The following is an 18,039-nucleotide window of genomic DNA, read 5'->3' as shown; positions in this document are numbered from 1 at the left end:
CATTATAACAGATAAATAAAAACTTTTAAAATTGTGTATAATACTAATATGGATAAATTTATTATAGGTTCGCACCAATCTTTTACAAAAGGATTTAATGGACTGTACGAAAGCATGAAAGAACAAGGTGGAAATACATTTCAATTTTTTATGAGAAACCCTCGTGGCTCAAAGAGAAAGGAGTTTGACAAAGAGGATGCAGATGCTTTGATAGAAAATATGAAAGGTGAAGTGCCGATAATGTTAGTGCACGCACCCTATACGCTTAACCCTTGTTCAGACAAAGAATATGTAAAAGAATTTGCAAGAGATGTTCTAAAAGAAGATATAGAAAGACTTGAGTACTTTGGAAATCATCTATATAATTTTCATCCCGGTTCACACCTTAAACAGGGAGCAGAAGTCGGAATAGAAATTATATCTGATTTGTTAAATGAAATATTATATGAAGATATGAAGACAACTGTGTTACTTGAAACAATGGCGGGGAAGGGAACCGAAGTTGGTAGAAACTTTGAAGAACTTGCCATGATTATCGAAAAAGTAAAACTTAAAGATAAACTTGGAATATGTATGGACACTTGCCATATACATGAAGGCGGATATGATATAGTGAACAACTTGGATGGAGTGCTTAAAGAGTTTGACGATATTATAGGAATTGAAAAACTAAGAGCCATTCATCTAAATGATTCGAAAAATCCAATAGGAGCTCATAAAGATAGACATGAGGAAATAGGCAAAGGGCAAATAGGATTAGAAGCTATAAAAAGAATAATAAATCACGAAAAGCTTAGAGCCTTACCTTTCTATTTAGAAACTCCGCTGGATAATATAGGTCATGCAAAAGAAATTGGATTGCTTAGGAGTTTAAGAGATTGAGAAGAAATCATATATTGGACTCGTACAGAGGTCTTACTATTATTTCGATGGTGTTGTTTCATCTAATGTATGACATAACATTGTACCGTTCTGTTGATTGGTATGAAGATCCGATAGTAAATCAAGTTTGGCAACTTTCAATAGCCTGTTCATTTTTTATGATTTCAGGAATAGCTTCGAATTTTTTGAGTAGAGAAAAAAATATAAAACGAGGTTTGATATTAAACTTAATAGGATTTGTCATAACTCTTATAACATATATATTTGCAAGAGATATAATGATTGTGTTTGGAGTTATGAATGGGCTAGGATGTTCTATGATTATAACCGGACTTATACAAAACAGAGTTGAAAAGGGAAATAACTTAATGTTACTTTCAATTATGCTCTTATTGTTTATAGGAACTTATAAGATAAGTAGTGGAAAAGCATTTGGATTAAACATTCCGAGTGAAATATATAATTTCAATTTATTTCCAATCGGATTTCCAAAACCTGAATTTGAATCTAGCGACTATTTTGGAATGATACCGTGGGTATTCATGTACTTGGCTGGTTTTTTTAAAGGGAGATATCTAAAAGAAAGAGATTTTTATGGAGTATATGGAACTGAAAATATACTTTCTAAAATAGGAAAGCATAGCCTTTTAATATATCTCACTCATCAACTTATAATATTTTTGATTGTAGAAATGAGCTTTAAAATGTGGGGTTGATACTTTAGAAGATATTAATTTGAGTTAATGAAAAATAAGGTTAGATGAGTATAAATCAGCAGAAATAAGAGCGGTTGACTGGTTTATTAGAATTTTATAAAAAAAACTAAAAAACAGATTGACAAGAAAAGAAAGCTGTTGTAAGCTATATAAGCTGTCTAAAAAACAGAAGCTTTTAGAAAAACTTAAAAAAAGAATTTGAAAAAAGTTCTTGACAAGAAATTTTGAAGGATATATAATATACAAGTTGTCTCGTGAGAGCAACGTTCCTTAAGAAAAAACTTAAAAAGAATGAAAAAAGTTCTTGACAAAGAAATCTTAAAGAGGCATAATAAATAAGCTGTTTCGCAAGAGATAGCCAAGAACAATGATAATTAAATAGTGTAGAAAAGAATAAAACTATAAGCAAAGCAAAAAGCTTAGCGGAAAAGTCAGTGAATAAAAACTGAGTGCTAAGGAACCAAACAATTTTAATCGAGAGTTTGATCCTGGCTCAGGACGAACGCTGGCGGCGCGCCTAACACATGCAAGTCGAGCGATGAAAATCAAACAGAACCCTTCGGGGTGAAGTTTGGAAGGATTAGCGGCGGACGGGTGAGTAACACGTGAGTAACCTGCCTTTGACACGGGGATAGCCACCGGAAACGGTGATTAATACCCGATGAAATCGTAGTGACACATGTCATAACGATCAAAGTGAATTAGCGGTCAAAGATGGACTCGCGTCTGATTAATTAGTTGGTGAGGTAACGGCTCACCAAGATAGCGATCAGTAGCCGGCCTGAGAGGGTGAACGGCCACATTGGAACTGAGAAACGGTCCAAACTCCTACGGGAGGCAGCAGTGGGGAATATTGCACAATGGGGGAAACCCTGATGCAGCGACGCCGCGTGAGCGAAGAAGGCTTTCGAGTCGTAAAGCTCTGTCCTATGGGAAGATAATGACGGTACCATAGGAGGAAGCCCCGGCTAACTACGTGCCAGCAGCCGCGGTAATACGTAGGGGGCGAGCGTTGTCCGGAATCACTGGGCGTAAAGGGTTCGCAGGCGGTTTAGAAAGTCAGATGTGAAAGGCAAGGGCTCAACCCTTGTAAGCATTTGAAACTAATAAACTTGAGTAGTGAAGAGGTAAGTGGAATTCCTAGTGTAGCGGTGAAATGCGTAGATATTAGGAGGAATACCGGTGGCGAAGGCGACTTACTGGTCACAAACTGACGCTGAGGAACGAAAGCGTGGGTAGCAAACAGGATTAGATACCCTGGTAGTCCACGCCGTAAACGATGAGTGCTAGGTGTCGGAGAATTTCGGTGCCGCAGTTAACACAATAAGCACTCCGCCTGGGGAGTACGTGCGCAAGCATGAAACTCAAAGGAATTGACGGGGACCCGCACAAGCAGCGGAGCATGTGGTTTAATTCGAAGCAACGCGAAGAACCTTACCAGGGCTTGACATAATATTGACCGCTCTAGAGATAGAGCTTTCCCTTCGGGGACAGTATTACAGGTGGTGCATGGTTGTCGTCAGCTCGTGTCGTGAGATGTTGGGTTAAGTCCCGCAACGAGCGCAACCCTTACCTTTAGTTGCCAGCATGTAAAGATGGGAACTCTAAAGGGACTGCCGATGATAAATCGGAGGAAGGTGGGGATGACGTCAAATCATCATGCCCTTTATGTCCTGGGCTACACACGTGCTACAATGGTCGGAACAAAGAGCGGGCGAGCTAGTGATAGTAAGCGAATCTCAAAAAGCCGATCTCAGTTCGGATTGTTCTCTGCAACTCGAGAACATGAAGTCGGAGTTGCTAGTAATCGCAGATCAGAATGCTGCGGTGAATGCGTTCCCGGGTCTTGTACACACCGCCCGTCACACCATGGGAGTTGGCAATACCCGAAGTCGTCGAGCTAACCGCAAGGAAGCAGACGCCGAAGGTAGGGTTAATGACTGGGGTGAAGTCGTAACAAGGTAGCCGTATCGGAAGGTGCGGCTGGATCACCTCCTTTCTAAGGAAAAAGATTCACGGACTGTAACAGGAAAGTGAATCAATAAAAAAAGTCTTATAGACTTTTCTACACTGTTTTAATTATATATGGACCTCTCAAGTGAGTTAGTTTAGGTGCAATTCCTAAAAGGTCATTAATGAACCATGAAAACTTAACAATCATATCAAAAAAGAAGAAGAGTCAAATTTTTTACGAAGTAACAAAAGAAGACACTTTTTCACTGGAAAACAAAACAAAGCAGTCAATAAGAATTGATTAGCAAAGGTCAAGTAAAAAAGAGCATTAGGTGAATGCCTAGGCACCAAGAGGCGAAGAAGGACGCGACAAGCTGCGAAAAGCTGTGGGTAGGAGCAAATATCCACTAAACCACAGATCTCCGAATGGGGCAACCCACCTCAAAAGAGGTATCTATAAGTGAATACATAGCTTATAGAAGCGAACCGGGTGAACTGAAACATCTAAGTAACCCGAGGAAAAGAAAGAAAACTCGATATCCAAAGTAGCGGCGAGCGAAATGGATAGAGCCCGACCGTGCATAAGACGAAAATAGTTAGCAGAAACTTCTGGGAAGGAGTACCAAAGAGAGTAAAAGTCTCGTAAGCGAAAACGAAAATAGTTGGCACAAGAGAGTACCACCGGACACGTGAAACCTGGTGGGAACACAGGGGGACCACCCCCTAAGGCTAAATACTACTTGGTGACCGATAGTGAACAAGTACCGTGAGGGAAAGGTGAAAAGAACCCCGAGAGGGGAGTGAAATAGAAACTGAAACCTAATGTTTACAAGCAGCGAAACTGGTTACGAACCAGGATCGTGTACTTTTTGTAGAACGGGCCAGCGAGTTATGGTAATAAGCAAGGTTAAGAAGTTAAGCTTCGGAGCCGTAGGGAAACCGAGTCTTAAAAGGGCGAAAGTTTGTTGCCATAGACCCGAAACCGTGTGATCTATCCATGGGCAGAGTGAAGTCGGAGTAAAATCTGATGGAGGCTCGAACCGGGTAGCGTTTAAAAGCTATCGGATGACCTGTGGATAGGGGTGAAAAGCCAAACGAACACGGAGATAGCTGGTTCTCCTCGAAATAGCTTTAGGGCTAGCCTTTAGTGAACAATGATGAGGGGGTAGAGCACTGAATAGTTAAGGGGGCATTGAGCTTACCGAGACCTATCAAACTCCGAATACCAAATCAAGCACTAAGGAGTCAGACTATGTGGGATGAGCTTCATAGTCGAAAGGGAAACAGCCCAGACCACCAGCTAAGGTCCCAAAATAATAGTTAAGTGGGAAAGGATGTGGAATTACTCAGACAACCAGGATGTTGGCTTAGAAGCAGCCATACATTTAAAGAGTGCGTAATAGCTCACTGGTCAAGTGATTCTGCGCCGAAGATAACCGGGGCTAAACTATATACCGAAGCTGTGGACTAATGAAAATTAGTGGTAGAGGAGCAATGTCTAAGAGGCGAAGCATAAGGCGTAAGCCAATGTGGATTTTAGAGAAGAGAGAATGCTGGCATGAGTAGCGAGAGGTGAGTGAGAATCTCACCCGTCGAAAACCCAAGGTTTCCTGAGCAAGGCTCGTCCACTCAGGGTAAGTCGGGACCTAAGGCGAGGCTGAAAAGCGTAGTCGATGGAAAACAGGTGGAAATTCCTGTACCGATATCAAGCGTAAAAAAGTAAGTGGGGACGCAGGAGGATAGCAGTAGCGCCCAGTTGGTGAGGCGTGCAAGCACAAAGGCTAAGAGTGAGGCAAATCCCGCTCTTATTAAGGCTGAAGTGTGAAGCGGATCGAAAAACAAGTAGAGAAGGATGTAACTCCACACTGCCAAGAAAAGCCACTATCAAGTAAGATATCGCCCGTACCGTAAACCGACACAGGTAGGTGAGGAGAGAATCCTAAGACGAGCGGAAGAACCTTTGTTAAGGAACTCGGCAAAATGACCCCGTAAGTTAGCGAGAAGGGGAGCCCCTGAATAGGGGGCCGCAGTGAAAAGGCCCAAGCGACTGTTTACCAAAAACACAAGTTTCTGCAAAGTCGAAAGACGAAGTATAGGAGCTGACACCTGCCCGGTGCTGGAAGGTTAAGGGGAAGAGTTAGTCAAAAGGCGAAGCTTAGAACCGAAGCCCCAGTAAACGGCGGCCGTAACTATAACGGTCCTAAGGTAGCGAAATTCCTTGTCGGGTAAGTTCCGACCCGCACGAAAGGTGTAACGATTTGGGCACTGTCTCAACAAAGGATCCGGTGAAATTGTAGTAGCGGTAAAGATGCCGCTTACCCACGACAGGACGGAAAGACCCCGTGGAGCTTTACTGTAGGTTGACATTGGATTTTGAGTTTGAATGTACAGGATAGGTGGGAGACTAAGAAGCAAGTGCGCCAGCATTTGTGGAGTCAACCTTTGGATACCACCCTTTCAAGCTTAGGATTCTAACCTAACCCCTTGAATCAGGGGAAGGGACACTGTCAGTCGGGCAGTTTGACTGGGGCGGTCGCCTCCGAAAGAGTAACGGAGGCGTTCAAAGGTTCCCTCAGCACGGACGGAAATCGTGCGAAGAGTGCAAAGGCAAAAGGGAGCTTAACTGCGAGACCAACAAGTCGAGCAGATAGGAAACTAGGACTTAGTGATCCGGTGGTACCGAGTGGAAGGGCCATCGCTCAACGGATAAAAGCTACCCCGGGGATAACAGGCTTATCTCCCCCAAGAGTCCACATCGACGGGGAGGTTTGGCACCTCGATGTCGGCTCGTCTCATCCTGGGGCTGAAGTAGGTCCCAAGGGTTGGGCTGTTCGCCCATTAAAGAGGCACGCGAGCTGGGTTCAGAACGTCGTGAGACAGTTCGGTCCCTATCCGTCGTGGGCGTAGGAAATTTGAGAGGAGCTATCCTTAGTACGAGAGGACCGGGATGGACGAACCTCTGGTGCATCAGTTGTCTTGCCAAAGGCACAGCTGAGTAGCTAAGTTCGGACGGGATAAGAGCTGAAGGCATCTAAGCACGAAGCCCCCCTCAAGATGAGATTTCCCCGTAGATAAGACCCCTTGAAGAAAACGAGGTAGATAGGCTCAAGGTGTAAGAGTAGTAATACTTTAAGCTAACGAGTACTAATAGGTCGAAGACTTGATCAAAAAAAAGATATGATTGTAAGTTTTATCCGGTATCAATAGTATGAAGGACACACCTGTACCCATACCGAACACAGAAGTTAAGCTTTAATACGCCGATGGTACTTGGCTGGAGACGGCCTGGGAGAGTAGGTCTTGCCGGATTTAGAAATAAATAATCTTAGGTAGCTCAAAGGTGGAGCAACCGGCTGTTAACCGGTAGGTTGTGGGTTCGAGTCCCACCCTGAGAGCCAGACATGCCGGGGTGGCGGAACTGGCAGACGCACAGGACTTAAAATCCTGCGGTGGTAAAACACCGTACCGGTTCGATTCCGGTCCTCGGCACCAACAAAAATGACGCGGGATGGAGCAGTCCGGTAGCTCGTCGGGCTCATAACCCGAAGGTCGTAGGTTCAAATCCTGCTCCCGCTACCATTACATAGAGGAATCAACTAAGGACTGTGTGGACTTTGTTTTAAAATTACTATTATTAATAAGGCCCTGTGGTCAAGCGGTTAAGACACCACCCTTTCACGGTGGTATCCCGGGTTCGATTCCCGGCAGGGTCACCAAACAAGATATGGGCGCATAGCTCAGTTGGGAGAGCATCTGCCTTACAAGCAGGGGGTCATAGGTTCGAGCCCTATTGTGCCCACCATATTAAAAAGGCTAAATAAAATTGGCCTGGTAGTTCAGTTGGTTAGAATGCCAGCCTGTCACGCTGGAGGTCGTCGGTTCGAGCCCGATCCAGGTCGCCAAAAATTGTGTTATGCTGGTGTAGCTCAATTGGTAGAGCAACTGACTTGTAATCAGTAGGTTGGGGGTTCAAGTCCTCTCACCAGCTCCAATTAAATAAAATAATAAGTTATGCGGATGTGGCTCAGTGGTAGAGCATCGCCTTGCCAAGGCGAGGGTCGCGAGTTCGAATCTCGTCATCCGCTCCATTTTTATATTGTGCGTCTTTAGCTCAGCTGGATAGAGCGTCTGGCTACGGACCAGAAGGTCAGGGGTTCGAATCCTCTAAGGCGCACCAACAAAAAACCTTGTAAAATCAACGTTTACAAGGTTTTTTACTTTTTATTTTGTTTTTTGTAAATCCTCATAAAAACTACTAAAATTTAGTACGTAGATTACAAGTAGAATATTTATAGCATACAAATTTATAGTTTATTTACTGAATCTATAAGTTCTGTAATTTCATCATGAGTATACCATTTAGCTGTTATTGAATAATCTGTATGGCCCATAAGTCTACTTATTGTGTTTTTATTCTTTTCAGATTTATTTAGCAGCGATGCAAAAGTGTGTCTGCAAGAGTGTGGTGTAAGTTTTCTTATTCCTATTTTTTTAAGAAGAGGATAATATATACGCTTCCTATAATAGTCAGTGGTTATACTTTTTCCTCTCTCATTAGCAAATAAAAACTTAGAATCAGTTATCATTCTTTTTTGAATCAAAGGAAGTAAATCCTTGTGTATTGGAGTTATTTTTTGTTTACCAGTTTCTGTTTTATTTCCATGTTGGATATACCCATACTCTAAATTAACCTTAGATTTGGGAATGGATAACATCTCTCCAACTCTGTCACCGGTGTAGATCATGAAAAGTATTGAATCTATCCATTCATTGTCTTTATATTTCCATAAAGTTTCTATTTCATTAGTATTAAATATTTCTTTTTCTTTCTTATCCTTTTGAGCAGGTAATGTTACAAACTGCGTATAATCTTTTTCCGCTAAGTCATTTTGCATTGCAAATTTAAACAGTTGTGTTGATAAGCTCTTTATATCCTTTAGTGTGCTTCTAGACATAGTAGAGTAGTCATTGATTACATCTTGTAAATGCTTAGTCTTAATATCTCTTATATGCATGTTTTTTAATAGACGAATTGTCAAATCAAATGCAACACCTATGGTAAGAGACCAAAAAGTTCTTCTTTAGGTGTTTTATATTTTATACATTTTCTAGGTCTATTATTCATTAAACTTAAGTTATAATTTAATTCATCAATATTCACTTCTGATAAATCCATACCCTTAGGATAAAACTCCCTCAAAAGTCCGTTACTATTTTCATTTGTACCTTTTTGCCATGCACAATAGGGATCACAAAAATAAGTTTTGCATCCTAATTCTTTTTCTATTTTCTCAAATTCTGAAAATTCTTTACCTCTATCAAAGGTTATTGTTTTTACTAATTCTTTTGGATAATCTTTTAATGCATTTATTATTGCTGGTGTTACGCTTTCCGACTTTCTATTTTCCACTAGGATTGCTATATAATATCTAGATTTTCTTTCTGCTAAAGTTACGAAACAACATCTACTTTTCCTTTTATGATCTAATCTGCCTGATTCCACTGTATCTGCTTCCCAGTGGCCTAATTCTTGCCTTCTGTATATCTCTTTAGGTCTTTCTTAATTGTTCTACCTTTATCATTGAATTTCCTCTTTTTTCTGCTGGCCTTTTAAATTTAGCTTTTCTTCTCAAATTTTTCATACTAGTTTTTGGCAGCTTTTTTGGCGTGTATCATTCTATATATCGTTGATGTAGATGGTAATTCATGAATCTCATTTGTGTTTCTATTTGATATTTGTTCAGGGGACCAATGTTCGTTAATCTTTACAGTTAAATAATCAATAACATCTTTAGAAAATTTACTTTTTCTATGGCAGTCTTTTCTTCTATCAATATATTTATCATTTGCCTTTATCGGAAAGTACTTAGTGTAACTTCCCCTACTAACTTTTATCTTAGATGAATTTCTTTTAATTTCTCTAGATATTGTACTAGGTGACCTTTTAAGTGCTTGTGCAATTTTCCTTATACTCATTCCTAAATTTAAAAATTGGTAAATACAAGATCTTTCTTCTATGGTAAGATGGTTATAGCTCATAGTTAATCACTCCTTTTAATATGTTTTGTTTGGTCACTTACATATTAACACAGCTGATTAGCTATGAGTTTATTTATGTTGCACTTGTTATGATAAATTATCAATACAGAAAGTTTTTTCCAAGCGCCTTTATAACCGGAGATTGTTTTTTCTCCTATAGTTAAAAAGTGTTGTTTAGACCATAGATCATATATGTTTTCTAAAGTTGCCTTATTTAAGACAGCCGGGTTTTTATAGTATTCTAAAAGAAGCATTTCAGCATCTTTTTTAGTTTTTGAGTATCCAATATATTTTCTTATCTGCTTTCCATTTTCATCCCAGCCTGTAGTTACTAATGTAGCATAAGGTCTTCTTCTATTTTTCCCTAAATTTATAATACTTCCCATACCATTTGCTCGTTTCATTTTAACCTCCTAAATTATTGTTTTTAAAGTAATGGTTTAAGTTATATTCTTCAATGCCAGTCAAAAAAGATATTTGTTTTATACTTAAGCCAGCGAAAGAGGATATATCATATTTTTTTAATATCATTGAAGTGGCAAAGAAATTAGCTTCAGTTTCTTCTTTGATATTGTTGTGTAAAGTACAGGTTTGATTAAAAAGTATATTATCGTGATGCTTTAAAAATATATGGCCTAATTCATGTAAGCAGGTAAACTCATTTTCAAATTCTGTATTTTTACTATTTAAAAATATGATTTTTGTTCTGTATTTAGTTGTTGTATATCCCTTTAAGGTAAATGGCATATCTATAAACTGTAATAGAATATCTTTTTCTTTACATATTTCAAATGGATTAGTGCCATATTTTTTATATATTGTTTTAATAATTCTATTTATTTTTATATTTTCCATAGTATTCTCTCTTATTAAGTATATTTATGAACCTATGTTCTATGTGAATTTAAAAATAATAAGGCAGTATAGATCACTACCTTAAATATTAAATTTTGCTTTGTATTTTGGTTAAATAATTTTTAAGACGTTTTTCTAAATCATTAGGCAAATGACAATGCTTAAAATAATCTTGAATTAAAGTTTTTCCGAAGCTATCTTCTAAAACATATAATAATCGTCCAAAGTCATTTATGAAATTTTGGATTAAAAAATTTTCATTTAGTAAAGTTATTAACGCTATTATCATTGAGTAAGGGTCATTTTTACCAATGTTATTGTTGTTATCAGACCTTAATATAAGATTGCCACTATACTCTTTGGATAAATGTTTTAATATCAAGAAGTCTTTAGAACGAGTAGATACAAATTTTAAATTATGAGCTATTACATTTCTAAACTTTTTAACAATCTTTAATGAAGAAGTTATGAAATTTAACATTTCTTCATCACTACAATCGTAACTTCTAGTATATAAATCTTGTGAAATTTGGTTTCGTAAATTAAGACTAAGTAGCATAAAATAATTTATTGTTGTGCTAAAAGTTGCGTTTTTGAACAATATCCAAGCGGGTATATGATTTTTAAAATCGCGATAGTGCTTTGTAGGTTGTTGACAATATGTAGAAGTAGTAATTTTATTTAAATCATCAATAACTTTCTTAGATTCATAAGCTTTTTTATGATTTAAAACGTTTAAAGACACATAATTAGAAATATCAACTCCAAATTGTTTACTTACATGATATGCAAGAATAGTTTTAAATCTATTTTCAACTATAACACTGTATTTAAACAAAAGATTTTGAATATCCTTGTCAATTTGATTGAAAACGTATAAATCTTCAATTGTAGTTCCGGTTATATATTTATTGTTAACCATAAAACAATCTTTGTAGCCATTTATTAAATCATAATATGAGAAAGTAGAGAGTAGAGCAGTAGCAAGTTCAATATCATCTATTGTTAAGTTGTATTCTATATTTAAATGTTCTATTTGTTCACTATAAGTTTTAAATGGTTTATCGTATTGCATTTTTCACCAAAACAAAAGACCTGACAAAATACATAAGTATAATGTCAGGTCTCTGCAGATGGTAAGGCTATACCCTACCCCGTATATTAATCATTATACTTAATAAGTTTTGAAAAATCAACAAAAAATAATGTAATTTATAAAATATTTACTACATCTCCAACTTCAACAGGAGGAATAGTCGTAGGCCATCTATTGGTAGCATCATCTTTTTTTATGTTTAGGGGATGGGTTATTTCTACCGTTTTAGTTTTAACTCCGAAAGGTTTTGAATAATCTCTTTGTTCATATGTTATATGACGACAAATAGAAAAATTAGAATAAACTTTATATACTTCTAATTCTTGTTTGATAATATCAAGAGTTCCTAAAATTTTATTTGTTTCAGGATCTATTACATTTTCTCCAGTAACAGTAATATTTAGCTTTCTACCTTCTTTTGCACCATCAGATTGTCCATAATTTACAATTAATTCATTTGAATTTAAGATTTCTATCACTTTATATACTTTTTCCATAGTATCACCTTAATCACTTTTTGTTTTTGTTTGGATTGAATTTTTCTTTGGCTTTTATCTTGGCTAGGATTAGTGTATTTTCCATATTATCTAGGATAAATTGTTTGATTTCGTCATCAACTATTTCTCCGTCTAGGGATAGCCTTAGAGTTCCTTTGGTCATGTCTTTTTTCATTTCTTCTAGGTCTTTTTGTATGTCTATTTCATCTTTTCTGCTTAGTTGTTTGACGTTTGAATTTCCTAAAAGATAGTCTGTTGTGACGTTGAAGTATCGGGCTATTTTTATTTTAATGTCATCACTAGGAACTCGAACTCCACTTTCATATTGAGATAAAGTAGAGTTGCTTATATTAAGATAATTAGCCAACTCTTTTTGAGATAGACCTTTTTCTTCTCTTAAATTTTTAATTCTTTTAGCTAAAGTATCCATAAATTCACCTCAATATGTTCACGATTTGAGAACATTATACAACAAAAGTTAACGAAATATAAAATATTTCACAAATAGTAAAATAAACTGTTGACATTTGCTAAATGTGAATATATAATCTAAATATAGTTCACAGATAGCAAATAAAGGGGGGTGCTACATGAGTTTACAATCAATTAGAGAAAGTCATAAATTATCACAGCAAGATATGGCAAAAAACCTTAATATAGCAGTATCTACTTATTGCCAGTATGAGACTGGGAAAAGAAATATTCCTAAAAATACGGCTGAAAAGATAGCTAATATACTCAATGTAAATATTAATGATATTTTTTTACCTATTAAATTTGCTATCAGCAAATCAAAGTAAAGGAGATTGTAATACGACTATCAAAACAATAATTAATTGTTAAATCGAAGTAAGGAGATGCATATGAGTAATGATCAATTTAATATACAAGTCGAAAGACTAGAAAGTTTTATAAACAATTTAGGTGAAAATGATAAAAAAATGATTCACCTGCTCCAACAGGTGAATCAAAATTTAGAAGAATTAATGAATATTAATCAATTTCTCCTAAAAACCCTATTGGTCTTTTTGATTTCTCGAAATCCTGTTCTTTGTAAACAGTTAAATCCATATTTAACGAGTTTATATGAATCAATTTTCGAACCTGATTTCCTTGAGAATCTATGCAATAAAAGATAAGTATGTGAGGATTGTGATATCCAATATCTGTTATTGCTAGGTTATCGATAGTGGCTAGCATGTGTTCGTCTGAATTAATTTCAGATAATAAATCGTTAATTTGAGATTGAATTCTTTTATACATTCCACTAGCCATATCAGCAGTTGTTAAGTCAGACAAGCTGGATAAGTCAGGGAAATTAAGCGTATCGATTCTGTCCATTTATAATCACCTCCTCTCGAGATGATTATATCAAATTGTTAACTTGTTTTTAGTATAGCTTTTTAAAGGGTGTTAAAAAATAGGGACTGAATAAACAAATAGCTATTTAATGTAGGGGGTGAAGGTGTGAAAAAGAAAGAAAAAAGAAAAGTCTTTACCCTTAGATGTGATAAAGACTTTAAAGAAGATTTAAAAATCAAAGCAAAGAAAGAAAATAAGACAGTGAATCAATTTATAATTTCTGAATTGATTAAAGATTATTCTGAAATTTCTCCATTTTCTTTTTCATAAGTTTTAATGGCTTGAATAACTAGTTGCTCAATTTCTTTGTTAGCAGAACGCCCATTACTTTCTGCAATGTATTTGATTTTATTTATGACTTCTCTTGTTGTTCTAAAAGTGAATGTAATATTTTCGTCCATTTTATCAACTCCTTATGATGTCATTATACTATCAAAAATAATTCGGGAAATATATTGACTTCAAAATGAATTCGTGATATAACTTATTTGAGGTGAATTCAAAATGAAGTCAAAAGAAGTGGTGACTACAACTTTAAGACTGCCTAAATGGTTAGATGAAAAGTTAAAGGAAGAGAGTAAATATAAAGCTATTAGTAAAAATGCTTTAATTTTAGAAAAGTTGAGAGATAAGGTTAAATCGAAGTAAGGGGGTGGCTTATGGATGAAGAAATACTAAATGAACTAAAAGAAATAAAGGAATTGCTCCGTATTATTGTGAGTAATACAGAGCAAAGGGAAATAACTTTGAACCCTTTAGTGCGTTTTGAGGGAATGAAATTATATGAAATTCAAAGCCATTTTAAACAATCAGGGGAGAAATATTTTAATCAATAGTTTTTACTATTTCTCTATGTTCCTTTAGTGAAGGATATTGTTCTTCAATAGTTTTTAGTAGAGGCTCATATAGTTTATATCCTTTATCTTTATTCTTTTTAAGAGTTTCATAAGTATTTAGTATAAGGTCATAAACCATAAAAGCTTCAGTTGTATTAAATTCAAAGTTGACTTTTCTCATTTATAATCACCTCCTTTAGGTGATTATATCAAATTGTTAACTTGTGGTAAGTGGAGAGCTTGTATTTAGTATAGCTTTTTAAATGATGTTAAAAAATAGGGATTGGCTAGATGAATATACATTAGATATAGGGGGTGAGGATGTGAAAGGTAGAAAAATTGATGGAGAAATGTTGCAAGAGTTTATAAATAAACATTTCAAAAGTAATTTAGATTTTTCTAAGAGTGTAGGGATATCGTACTCACATTTATACTATATTCTCAAAGAATGGGTTGAAATTAGTTGTAAAACTATGGAAAAGTTCGAAAAGGTTTTTAGTGAGTGTGGGGAGAATATAAATTCATTTATGTATCCTGAACCTTTGGTAATGAATGGATTGAAAATAAAGCAGATTGATGTTTTTAAGGAAGATGAATTAGTTTGTTCTATAACATCAAAGGACATTATCTATAGAGATGATATAAAAGTAGAGTGTAGACCTTACTAAGATTAACCTAGGTTGTTATTTGAACTGTTATCAGGATTAGAAACTGGAGTATCTAAACCGTTGATGTTTTTTACTATATAGTAGAAATAAGGGGGTGGATGAATGGGAAGAGATGCGAGGTCTGCAAAGAATAATATTTATTACAAGGCTCGTATTGAGGCTAGTGGATATAATGAAAAGCTTAAGAGTAGAGAGAGTGCTGCTGAGATGTTAGGTGTTCATGCTTCGACTTTGGCTGATTATGAGCTTGGTATTGTGAAGTGTCCTCAGCCGGACAAGGTGGTTTTAATGGCGGACCTTTACAATGCTCCGGAGCTGCTTAATAGGTATTGTACTGATGAATGTCCTATTGGGTGTAGTTGTGTTGATAGATTAGAGATAGAGAATTTAGACAGAATAACTATAAAAACTTTGTCTGCTATTAAAAATTTAGATGAAGCAAAGTATGAACTTCTAGATATAACCAGTGATGGGATTATAGATGATTCAGAAAAGGAAAGGTTTGATAGTTTCATAGACACTTTAGACAAGATTGTTATAGCAGCAGGGGAAATGAAGTTGTGGGTTCAGAAGAATATTGATAGGAGGTAGAAGATGACTGTAACAGATGTAGCAAGAATGTTAAATAAAACTCCACAGACTATTAGAGTGGGGTTACAGAGAGGGATATTACCTTTTGGTAGTGCATTTAAAACAAATGAAACTAATAAGAAGTACAGCTATATTATTTATCCGGAGAAGGTAAAGGAGTATTTGGGGGAGATAGAAGATGCAATTAGTTGACAGAAAAGGAAGAAACATTATAAATTTTAGGGCTCCTTTTTGGCAAAATCTAAAAGTGATAGTTGGGTTTTTAATGTTTATCTATCTGTGCGGAGTGATGGAGAGTATATAGAAATGGAAGTTATAACTAAAAAAAGTCCTAATAAAGCCGGCAAGCATTTAAAGGACTTAGTAAATATATCTATGCTAATTATAGCATAAAAGGGAGAAATAATGAAACTAGGATATAGCAAGCATCAACAAGATGTTTTCTTTAAACCACTTAGAGTAGGAGAAAAGTTTAAATTTACAGAGTACAATCCAGGACCCGGAAAGAATCGTTTTAGAAAGTTTATGGGAAATGTTGTTGAAGAGTATGAAGAGTTTTATTTACTCAAAGTCAACGGACATAAAGAGTGCATATTGAAGAACGATTTATACACAGATAGATATTCTTTTGAAAGGGTGTAGTTATGGAAATTTACGAAAGACTAGGACAATTATTAAGGAACATTCAAGACGTTGAAAGGCTACTATACAGCCGTGAAGAGCTTGAAGCCAAGCTTAAGGAATATAAGAGAGAGTACGCAGAACTTAGTAAAGAATTGATTGAGAGGGAAATATAAATGAAGTTATACGAGTTAACAAATATCTACAACAGTCTTTTAGACATGGATTTAGAAGGAGACGAACTAAAAGCACATCTTACAAATATTGAAGATGCAATTGAAGAGAAAGCGGACGGCATTGCAAAGGTGCTAAAGACTATGGATGCAGAAGCTATAGCGCTTAAAGATGAAGAGACCAGATTAGCTGAAAAAAGGAAAGCATTAGAGAACAGAAGTAAGAATCTAAAAGCTTACCTTCAAGAGCAGATGTTGTTAGTGGATAAGAAGAAGATAAAAACCACTTTATTCTCCTTCAACATTCAAAAAAATGCTCCGTCGCTAAAGATAATTGATGAATCTAAAGTGCCAGAGGAATTCTTTATTATTGAACGAAAACTAAACAAGACAGAACTAAAGAATGCAGTTAAAGACGGTCTTTATGCTGATGCAGCTACTTTAGAGAGTAGCGAAAGCTTGAGAATTAGATAAGAGGTGCGAATATGAATAACGAATTAATGAACTTAATAGATGCAGTGGAACTTGATGCAGTATCAGCTAGCTTAAATAAAGTAGCAAGTGTACAAGCAGTTATCCAAAGAACTTTAAAAGGTGGCCATGATTATGACACGATACCAGGAACACAAAAACCTACACTTTTAAAACCTGGAGCAGAAAAAATATTAATGATGTTCGGTTTAACAAGTGAATATGAAATTGTAGACAGTATAGAAGATTGGAAAAATGGAGTATTCGCTTATACAGTCAGATGTATTCTATCTAAGAATGGAGCAAAGATAACAGAAGGCTTGGGCAATTGCAACAGCAAGGAAGATAAGTATAGATACAGATGGGTACGTCCGGAAGATGTTCCAATAGGAATAGATCCAAACACTTTAAAGGCAAACAATTGGGGCAAAGTTAGAGTTGAAAATGATGAAATATACAGCCAGGTAAACACTATATTAAAGATGGCTAAGAAAAGAGCGCAAGTAGATGCAACTTTAACTGTAGCAAGTCTAAGCGAAGTCTTTACTCAAGACATAGAAGACATGAAGCAATTTGCACAAGCTGAAAAAATTGACAACATGAATAGTGAAGATGCAAAGAGATTTAAAGTGAATTTTGGAAAACACAAAGGAATGACACTAGGAGAAATAATAAACTCTGACAAAGGCTATATTAAGTGGATTTCAGAAAATGCAAAAGATTTAACGCTTAGAGAAGGTGCTGCAATGTTATTAGAAGCGAACAAAGAAGCACCAAAAAAAGAAGAAGTGCATGAAGCGGAGCAAGAAGAAACATTCTTTGATCTAAAGAATGAAGACCTACCATTTTAAGGAGTAATTAATGAATAATGTGACGTTAATGGGAAGACTTACAAGGGAGCCGGAACTAAGATATACATCAAAAAATGCAACGGCGGTAGTTAGATTTACTCTTGCTGTAAACAGGAAGTTATCTAAGGATAAAAGAGCTGATGCAGAGCGTAATAACCAACCTACGGCTGATTTTATCTCATGTATAGCTTGGGGCAAAATTGCTGAGACAATTGCCAACTATTTTAAAAAGGGCGAGAGAATCGCTCTTGCAGGACATATTCAAACCGGAAGATACGATGATAAAGATGGAAAAACAGTTTATACAACTGATGTAGTTGTAGAGAGTATTAATTTTGTTGAAGTTAAGAGCGATAGAGATAATGAAAAAATCGAATCTGAGAACGAGGGTTTTTACAAAATAAATAATGAGGATATTCCATTTTAAA

Annotated in this window: 24 protein-coding genes, 9 tRNA genes, 3 rRNA genes and 1 pseudogene; 27 read left to right on the top strand and 10 right to left on the bottom strand. The window is 36.0% G+C overall.

Going from position 1 to position 18,039, the window contains the following annotated elements; translation table 11 throughout:
- Positions 1–48 precede the first annotated feature (48 nt).
- The 14 genes from B8869_RS05495 to B8869_RS05430 all read left to right on the top strand — a co-directional run bounded on the left by B8869_RS05495 (position 49) and on the right by B8869_RS05430 (position 7,728).
- Positions 49–882, top strand: a complete 834-nt coding sequence (locus tag B8869_RS05495; protein WP_084230674.1) for a deoxyribonuclease IV — start codon at positions 49–51, stop codon at positions 880–882.
- Positions 879–1,598 (top strand): heparan-alpha-glucosaminide N-acetyltransferase domain-containing protein, encoded by a 720-nt coding sequence (locus B8869_RS05490; protein WP_084230673.1) that lies wholly within the window; start codon positions 879–881, stop codon positions 1,596–1,598. Before B8869_RS05495 ends, B8869_RS05490 begins: the two co-directional genes overlap by 4 nt.
- A 470-nt stretch (positions 1,599–2,068) precedes the next feature.
- Positions 2,069–3,597: ribosomal RNA gene (locus B8869_RS05485) — 16S ribosomal RNA — on the top strand.
- 263 nt (positions 3,598–3,860) lie between these two features.
- Positions 3,861–6,719, top strand: a 23S ribosomal RNA gene (locus B8869_RS05480).
- A gap of 25 nt (positions 6,720–6,744) precedes the next feature.
- Positions 6,745–6,860 (top strand): 5S ribosomal RNA (gene rrf, locus B8869_RS05475).
- Together the 16S, 23S and 5S rRNA genes with 9 tRNA genes alongside form the textbook arrangement of a ribosomal RNA operon.
- A 14-nt stretch (positions 6,861–6,874) precedes the next feature.
- Positions 6,875–6,949 (top strand) — tRNA-Asn (locus B8869_RS05470).
- A 5-nt stretch (positions 6,950–6,954) separates the two neighbouring features.
- Positions 6,955–7,043, top strand: a tRNA-Leu gene (locus B8869_RS05465).
- Positions 7,044–7,053: 10 nt separating this feature from the next.
- Positions 7,054–7,130, top strand: a tRNA-Met gene (locus tag B8869_RS05460).
- A gap of 62 nt (positions 7,131–7,192) precedes the next feature.
- Positions 7,193–7,267: transfer RNA gene (locus B8869_RS05455), tRNA-Glu, on the top strand.
- Positions 7,268–7,277: 10 nt separating this feature from the next.
- Positions 7,278–7,353 (top strand) — tRNA-Val (locus B8869_RS05450).
- A 23-nt stretch (positions 7,354–7,376) separates the two neighbouring features.
- Positions 7,377–7,453, top strand: a tRNA-Asp gene (locus B8869_RS05445).
- Between the two features lie 13 nt (positions 7,454–7,466).
- Positions 7,467–7,542: transfer RNA gene (locus tag B8869_RS05440), tRNA-Thr, on the top strand.
- 22 nt (positions 7,543–7,564) lie between these two features.
- Positions 7,565–7,639, top strand: a tRNA-Gly gene (locus B8869_RS05435).
- Between the two features lie 12 nt (positions 7,640–7,651).
- Positions 7,652–7,728: transfer RNA gene (locus B8869_RS05430), tRNA-Arg, on the top strand.
- A gap of 127 nt (positions 7,729–7,855) precedes the next feature.
- Here the strand turns inward: B8869_RS05430 and B8869_RS05425 are convergent.
- The 7 genes and pseudogenes from B8869_RS05425 to B8869_RS05395 all read right to left on the bottom strand — a co-directional run bounded on the left by B8869_RS05425 (position 7,856) and on the right by B8869_RS05395 (position 12,468).
- Entirely contained in the window at positions 7,856–8,590 is a 735-nt protein-coding gene (locus B8869_RS05425; RefSeq protein ID WP_144017944.1) for a tyrosine-type recombinase/integrase, read from the bottom strand.
- Positions 8,591–8,604: 14 nt separating this feature from the next.
- Positions 8,605–9,590 (bottom strand): annotated as a pseudogene (locus tag B8869_RS12640) (IS30 family transposase).
- A gap of 44 nt (positions 9,591–9,634) precedes the next feature.
- A complete protein-coding gene (locus B8869_RS05415; protein ID WP_084230671.1) occupies positions 9,635–9,994 on the bottom strand; it encodes a hypothetical protein in 360 nt (119 codons plus the stop codon).
- 1 nt (position 9,995) lies between these two features.
- A complete protein-coding gene (locus B8869_RS05410) occupies positions 9,996–10,445 on the bottom strand; it encodes an ImmA/IrrE family metallo-endopeptidase (RefSeq protein WP_084230670.1) in 450 nt (149 codons plus the stop codon).
- Between the two features lie 88 nt (positions 10,446–10,533).
- Complete coding sequence (locus B8869_RS05405; RefSeq protein WP_084230669.1) at positions 10,534–11,520, bottom strand: Abi family protein; 987 nt, start codon at positions 11,518–11,520, stop codon at positions 10,534–10,536.
- Between the two features lie 137 nt (positions 11,521–11,657).
- Positions 11,658–12,038, bottom strand: coding sequence for a hypothetical protein (locus tag B8869_RS05400; RefSeq protein ID WP_084230668.1), 381 nt, complete (start codon positions 12,036–12,038; stop codon positions 11,658–11,660).
- A 13-nt stretch (positions 12,039–12,051) separates the two neighbouring features.
- Entirely contained in the window at positions 12,052–12,468 is a 417-nt protein-coding gene (locus tag B8869_RS05395; protein WP_084230667.1) for a helix-turn-helix domain-containing protein, read from the bottom strand.
- Between the two features lie 160 nt (positions 12,469–12,628).
- Here B8869_RS05395 and B8869_RS05390 point away from each other — a divergent pair, with 160 nt between their 5' ends.
- Entirely contained in the window at positions 12,629–12,838 is a 210-nt protein-coding gene (locus B8869_RS05390) for a helix-turn-helix domain-containing protein (protein WP_084230666.1), read from the top strand.
- A 193-nt stretch (positions 12,839–13,031) separates the two neighbouring features.
- Here the strand turns inward: B8869_RS05390 and B8869_RS05385 are convergent, their stop codons facing one another.
- The gene (locus B8869_RS05385; RefSeq protein WP_084230665.1) at positions 13,032–13,379 is read right to left on the bottom strand and encodes a hypothetical protein; all 348 of its coding nucleotides are present in this window, start codon (positions 13,377–13,379) and stop codon (positions 13,032–13,034) included.
- 126 nt (positions 13,380–13,505) lie between these two features.
- Between B8869_RS05385 and B8869_RS05380 the strand changes: the two genes are divergently transcribed.
- The gene (locus B8869_RS05380; protein WP_004822557.1) at positions 13,506–13,670 is read left to right on the top strand and encodes a toxin-antitoxin system HicB family antitoxin; all 165 of its coding nucleotides are present in this window, start codon (positions 13,506–13,508) and stop codon (positions 13,668–13,670) included.
- Here the strand turns inward: B8869_RS05380 and B8869_RS05375 are convergent.
- Positions 13,637–13,801, bottom strand: coding sequence for an Arc family DNA-binding protein (locus B8869_RS05375; RefSeq protein ID WP_004822555.1), 165 nt, complete (start codon positions 13,799–13,801; stop codon positions 13,637–13,639). The two genes, B8869_RS05380 and B8869_RS05375, sit on opposite strands and share 34 nt — an antisense overlap.
- A 103-nt stretch (positions 13,802–13,904) precedes the next feature.
- Here B8869_RS05375 and B8869_RS11460 point away from each other — a divergent pair, with 103 nt between their 5' ends.
- Entirely contained in the window at positions 13,905–14,048 is a 144-nt protein-coding gene (locus B8869_RS11460; RefSeq protein WP_004822553.1) for a toxin-antitoxin system HicB family antitoxin, read from the top strand.
- An 11-nt stretch (positions 14,049–14,059) separates the two neighbouring features.
- On the top strand, positions 14,060–14,236 hold the full coding sequence (locus tag B8869_RS11595) for a hypothetical protein (RefSeq protein ID WP_159445246.1): 177 nt from the start codon (positions 14,060–14,062) through the stop codon (positions 14,234–14,236).
- On the opposite strand, the gene B8869_RS05370 is transcribed toward B8869_RS11595, so the two are convergent.
- Positions 14,226–14,417, bottom strand: coding sequence for a hypothetical protein (locus B8869_RS05370; protein ID WP_084230664.1), 192 nt, complete (start codon positions 14,415–14,417; stop codon positions 14,226–14,228). The two genes, B8869_RS11595 and B8869_RS05370, sit on opposite strands and share 11 nt — an antisense overlap.
- A 142-nt stretch (positions 14,418–14,559) precedes the next feature.
- Between B8869_RS05370 and B8869_RS05365 the strand changes: the two genes are divergently transcribed.
- The 9 genes from B8869_RS05365 to B8869_RS05335 all read left to right on the top strand — a co-directional run bounded on the left by B8869_RS05365 (position 14,560) and on the right by B8869_RS05335 (position 18,038).
- Entirely contained in the window at positions 14,560–14,904 is a 345-nt protein-coding gene (locus tag B8869_RS05365; protein ID WP_234989757.1) for a hypothetical protein, read from the top strand.
- Positions 14,905–15,006: 102 nt separating this feature from the next.
- On the top strand, positions 15,007–15,495 hold the full coding sequence (locus B8869_RS05360) for a helix-turn-helix domain-containing protein (protein WP_084230662.1): 489 nt from the start codon (positions 15,007–15,009) through the stop codon (positions 15,493–15,495).
- Between the two features lie 3 nt (positions 15,496–15,498).
- Complete coding sequence (locus B8869_RS05355; RefSeq protein ID WP_084230661.1) at positions 15,499–15,687, top strand: hypothetical protein; 189 nt, start codon at positions 15,499–15,501, stop codon at positions 15,685–15,687.
- A gap of 39 nt (positions 15,688–15,726) precedes the next feature.
- Positions 15,727–15,888: a hypothetical protein gene (locus B8869_RS11590; RefSeq protein WP_159445245.1), complete on the top strand. Its 162-nt coding sequence runs from the start codon at positions 15,727–15,729 to the stop codon at positions 15,886–15,888.
- A 12-nt stretch (positions 15,889–15,900) separates the two neighbouring features.
- A complete protein-coding gene (locus B8869_RS05350; RefSeq protein WP_084230660.1) occupies positions 15,901–16,137 on the top strand; it encodes a hypothetical protein in 237 nt (78 codons plus the stop codon).
- Between the two features lie 2 nt (positions 16,138–16,139).
- The gene (locus B8869_RS11585; protein ID WP_159445244.1) at positions 16,140–16,292 is read left to right on the top strand and encodes a hypothetical protein; all 153 of its coding nucleotides are present in this window, start codon (positions 16,140–16,142) and stop codon (positions 16,290–16,292) included.
- Entirely contained in the window at positions 16,293–16,763 is a 471-nt protein-coding gene (locus tag B8869_RS05345) for a siphovirus Gp157 family protein (protein ID WP_084230659.1), read from the top strand.
- A gap of 11 nt (positions 16,764–16,774) precedes the next feature.
- On the top strand, positions 16,775–17,611 hold the full coding sequence (locus tag B8869_RS05340; protein WP_084230658.1) for an exodeoxyribonuclease X C-terminal domain-containing protein: 837 nt from the start codon (positions 16,775–16,777) through the stop codon (positions 17,609–17,611).
- Positions 17,612–17,621: 10 nt separating this feature from the next.
- The gene (locus B8869_RS05335) at positions 17,622–18,038 is read left to right on the top strand and encodes a single-stranded DNA-binding protein (protein ID WP_084230657.1); all 417 of its coding nucleotides are present in this window, start codon (positions 17,622–17,624) and stop codon (positions 18,036–18,038) included.
- The last annotated feature ends 1 nt before the right edge of the window (position 18,039 follow it).

Origin of the sequence: Peptoniphilus asaccharolyticus DSM 20463, assembly GCF_900176115.1 — a bacterium.
In the GTDB taxonomy this organism is placed as follows: Bacteria; Bacillota; Clostridia; order Tissierellales; family Peptoniphilaceae; genus Peptoniphilus; species Peptoniphilus asaccharolyticus.
This window is presented reverse-complemented; position numbering and strand designations above follow the sequence as displayed.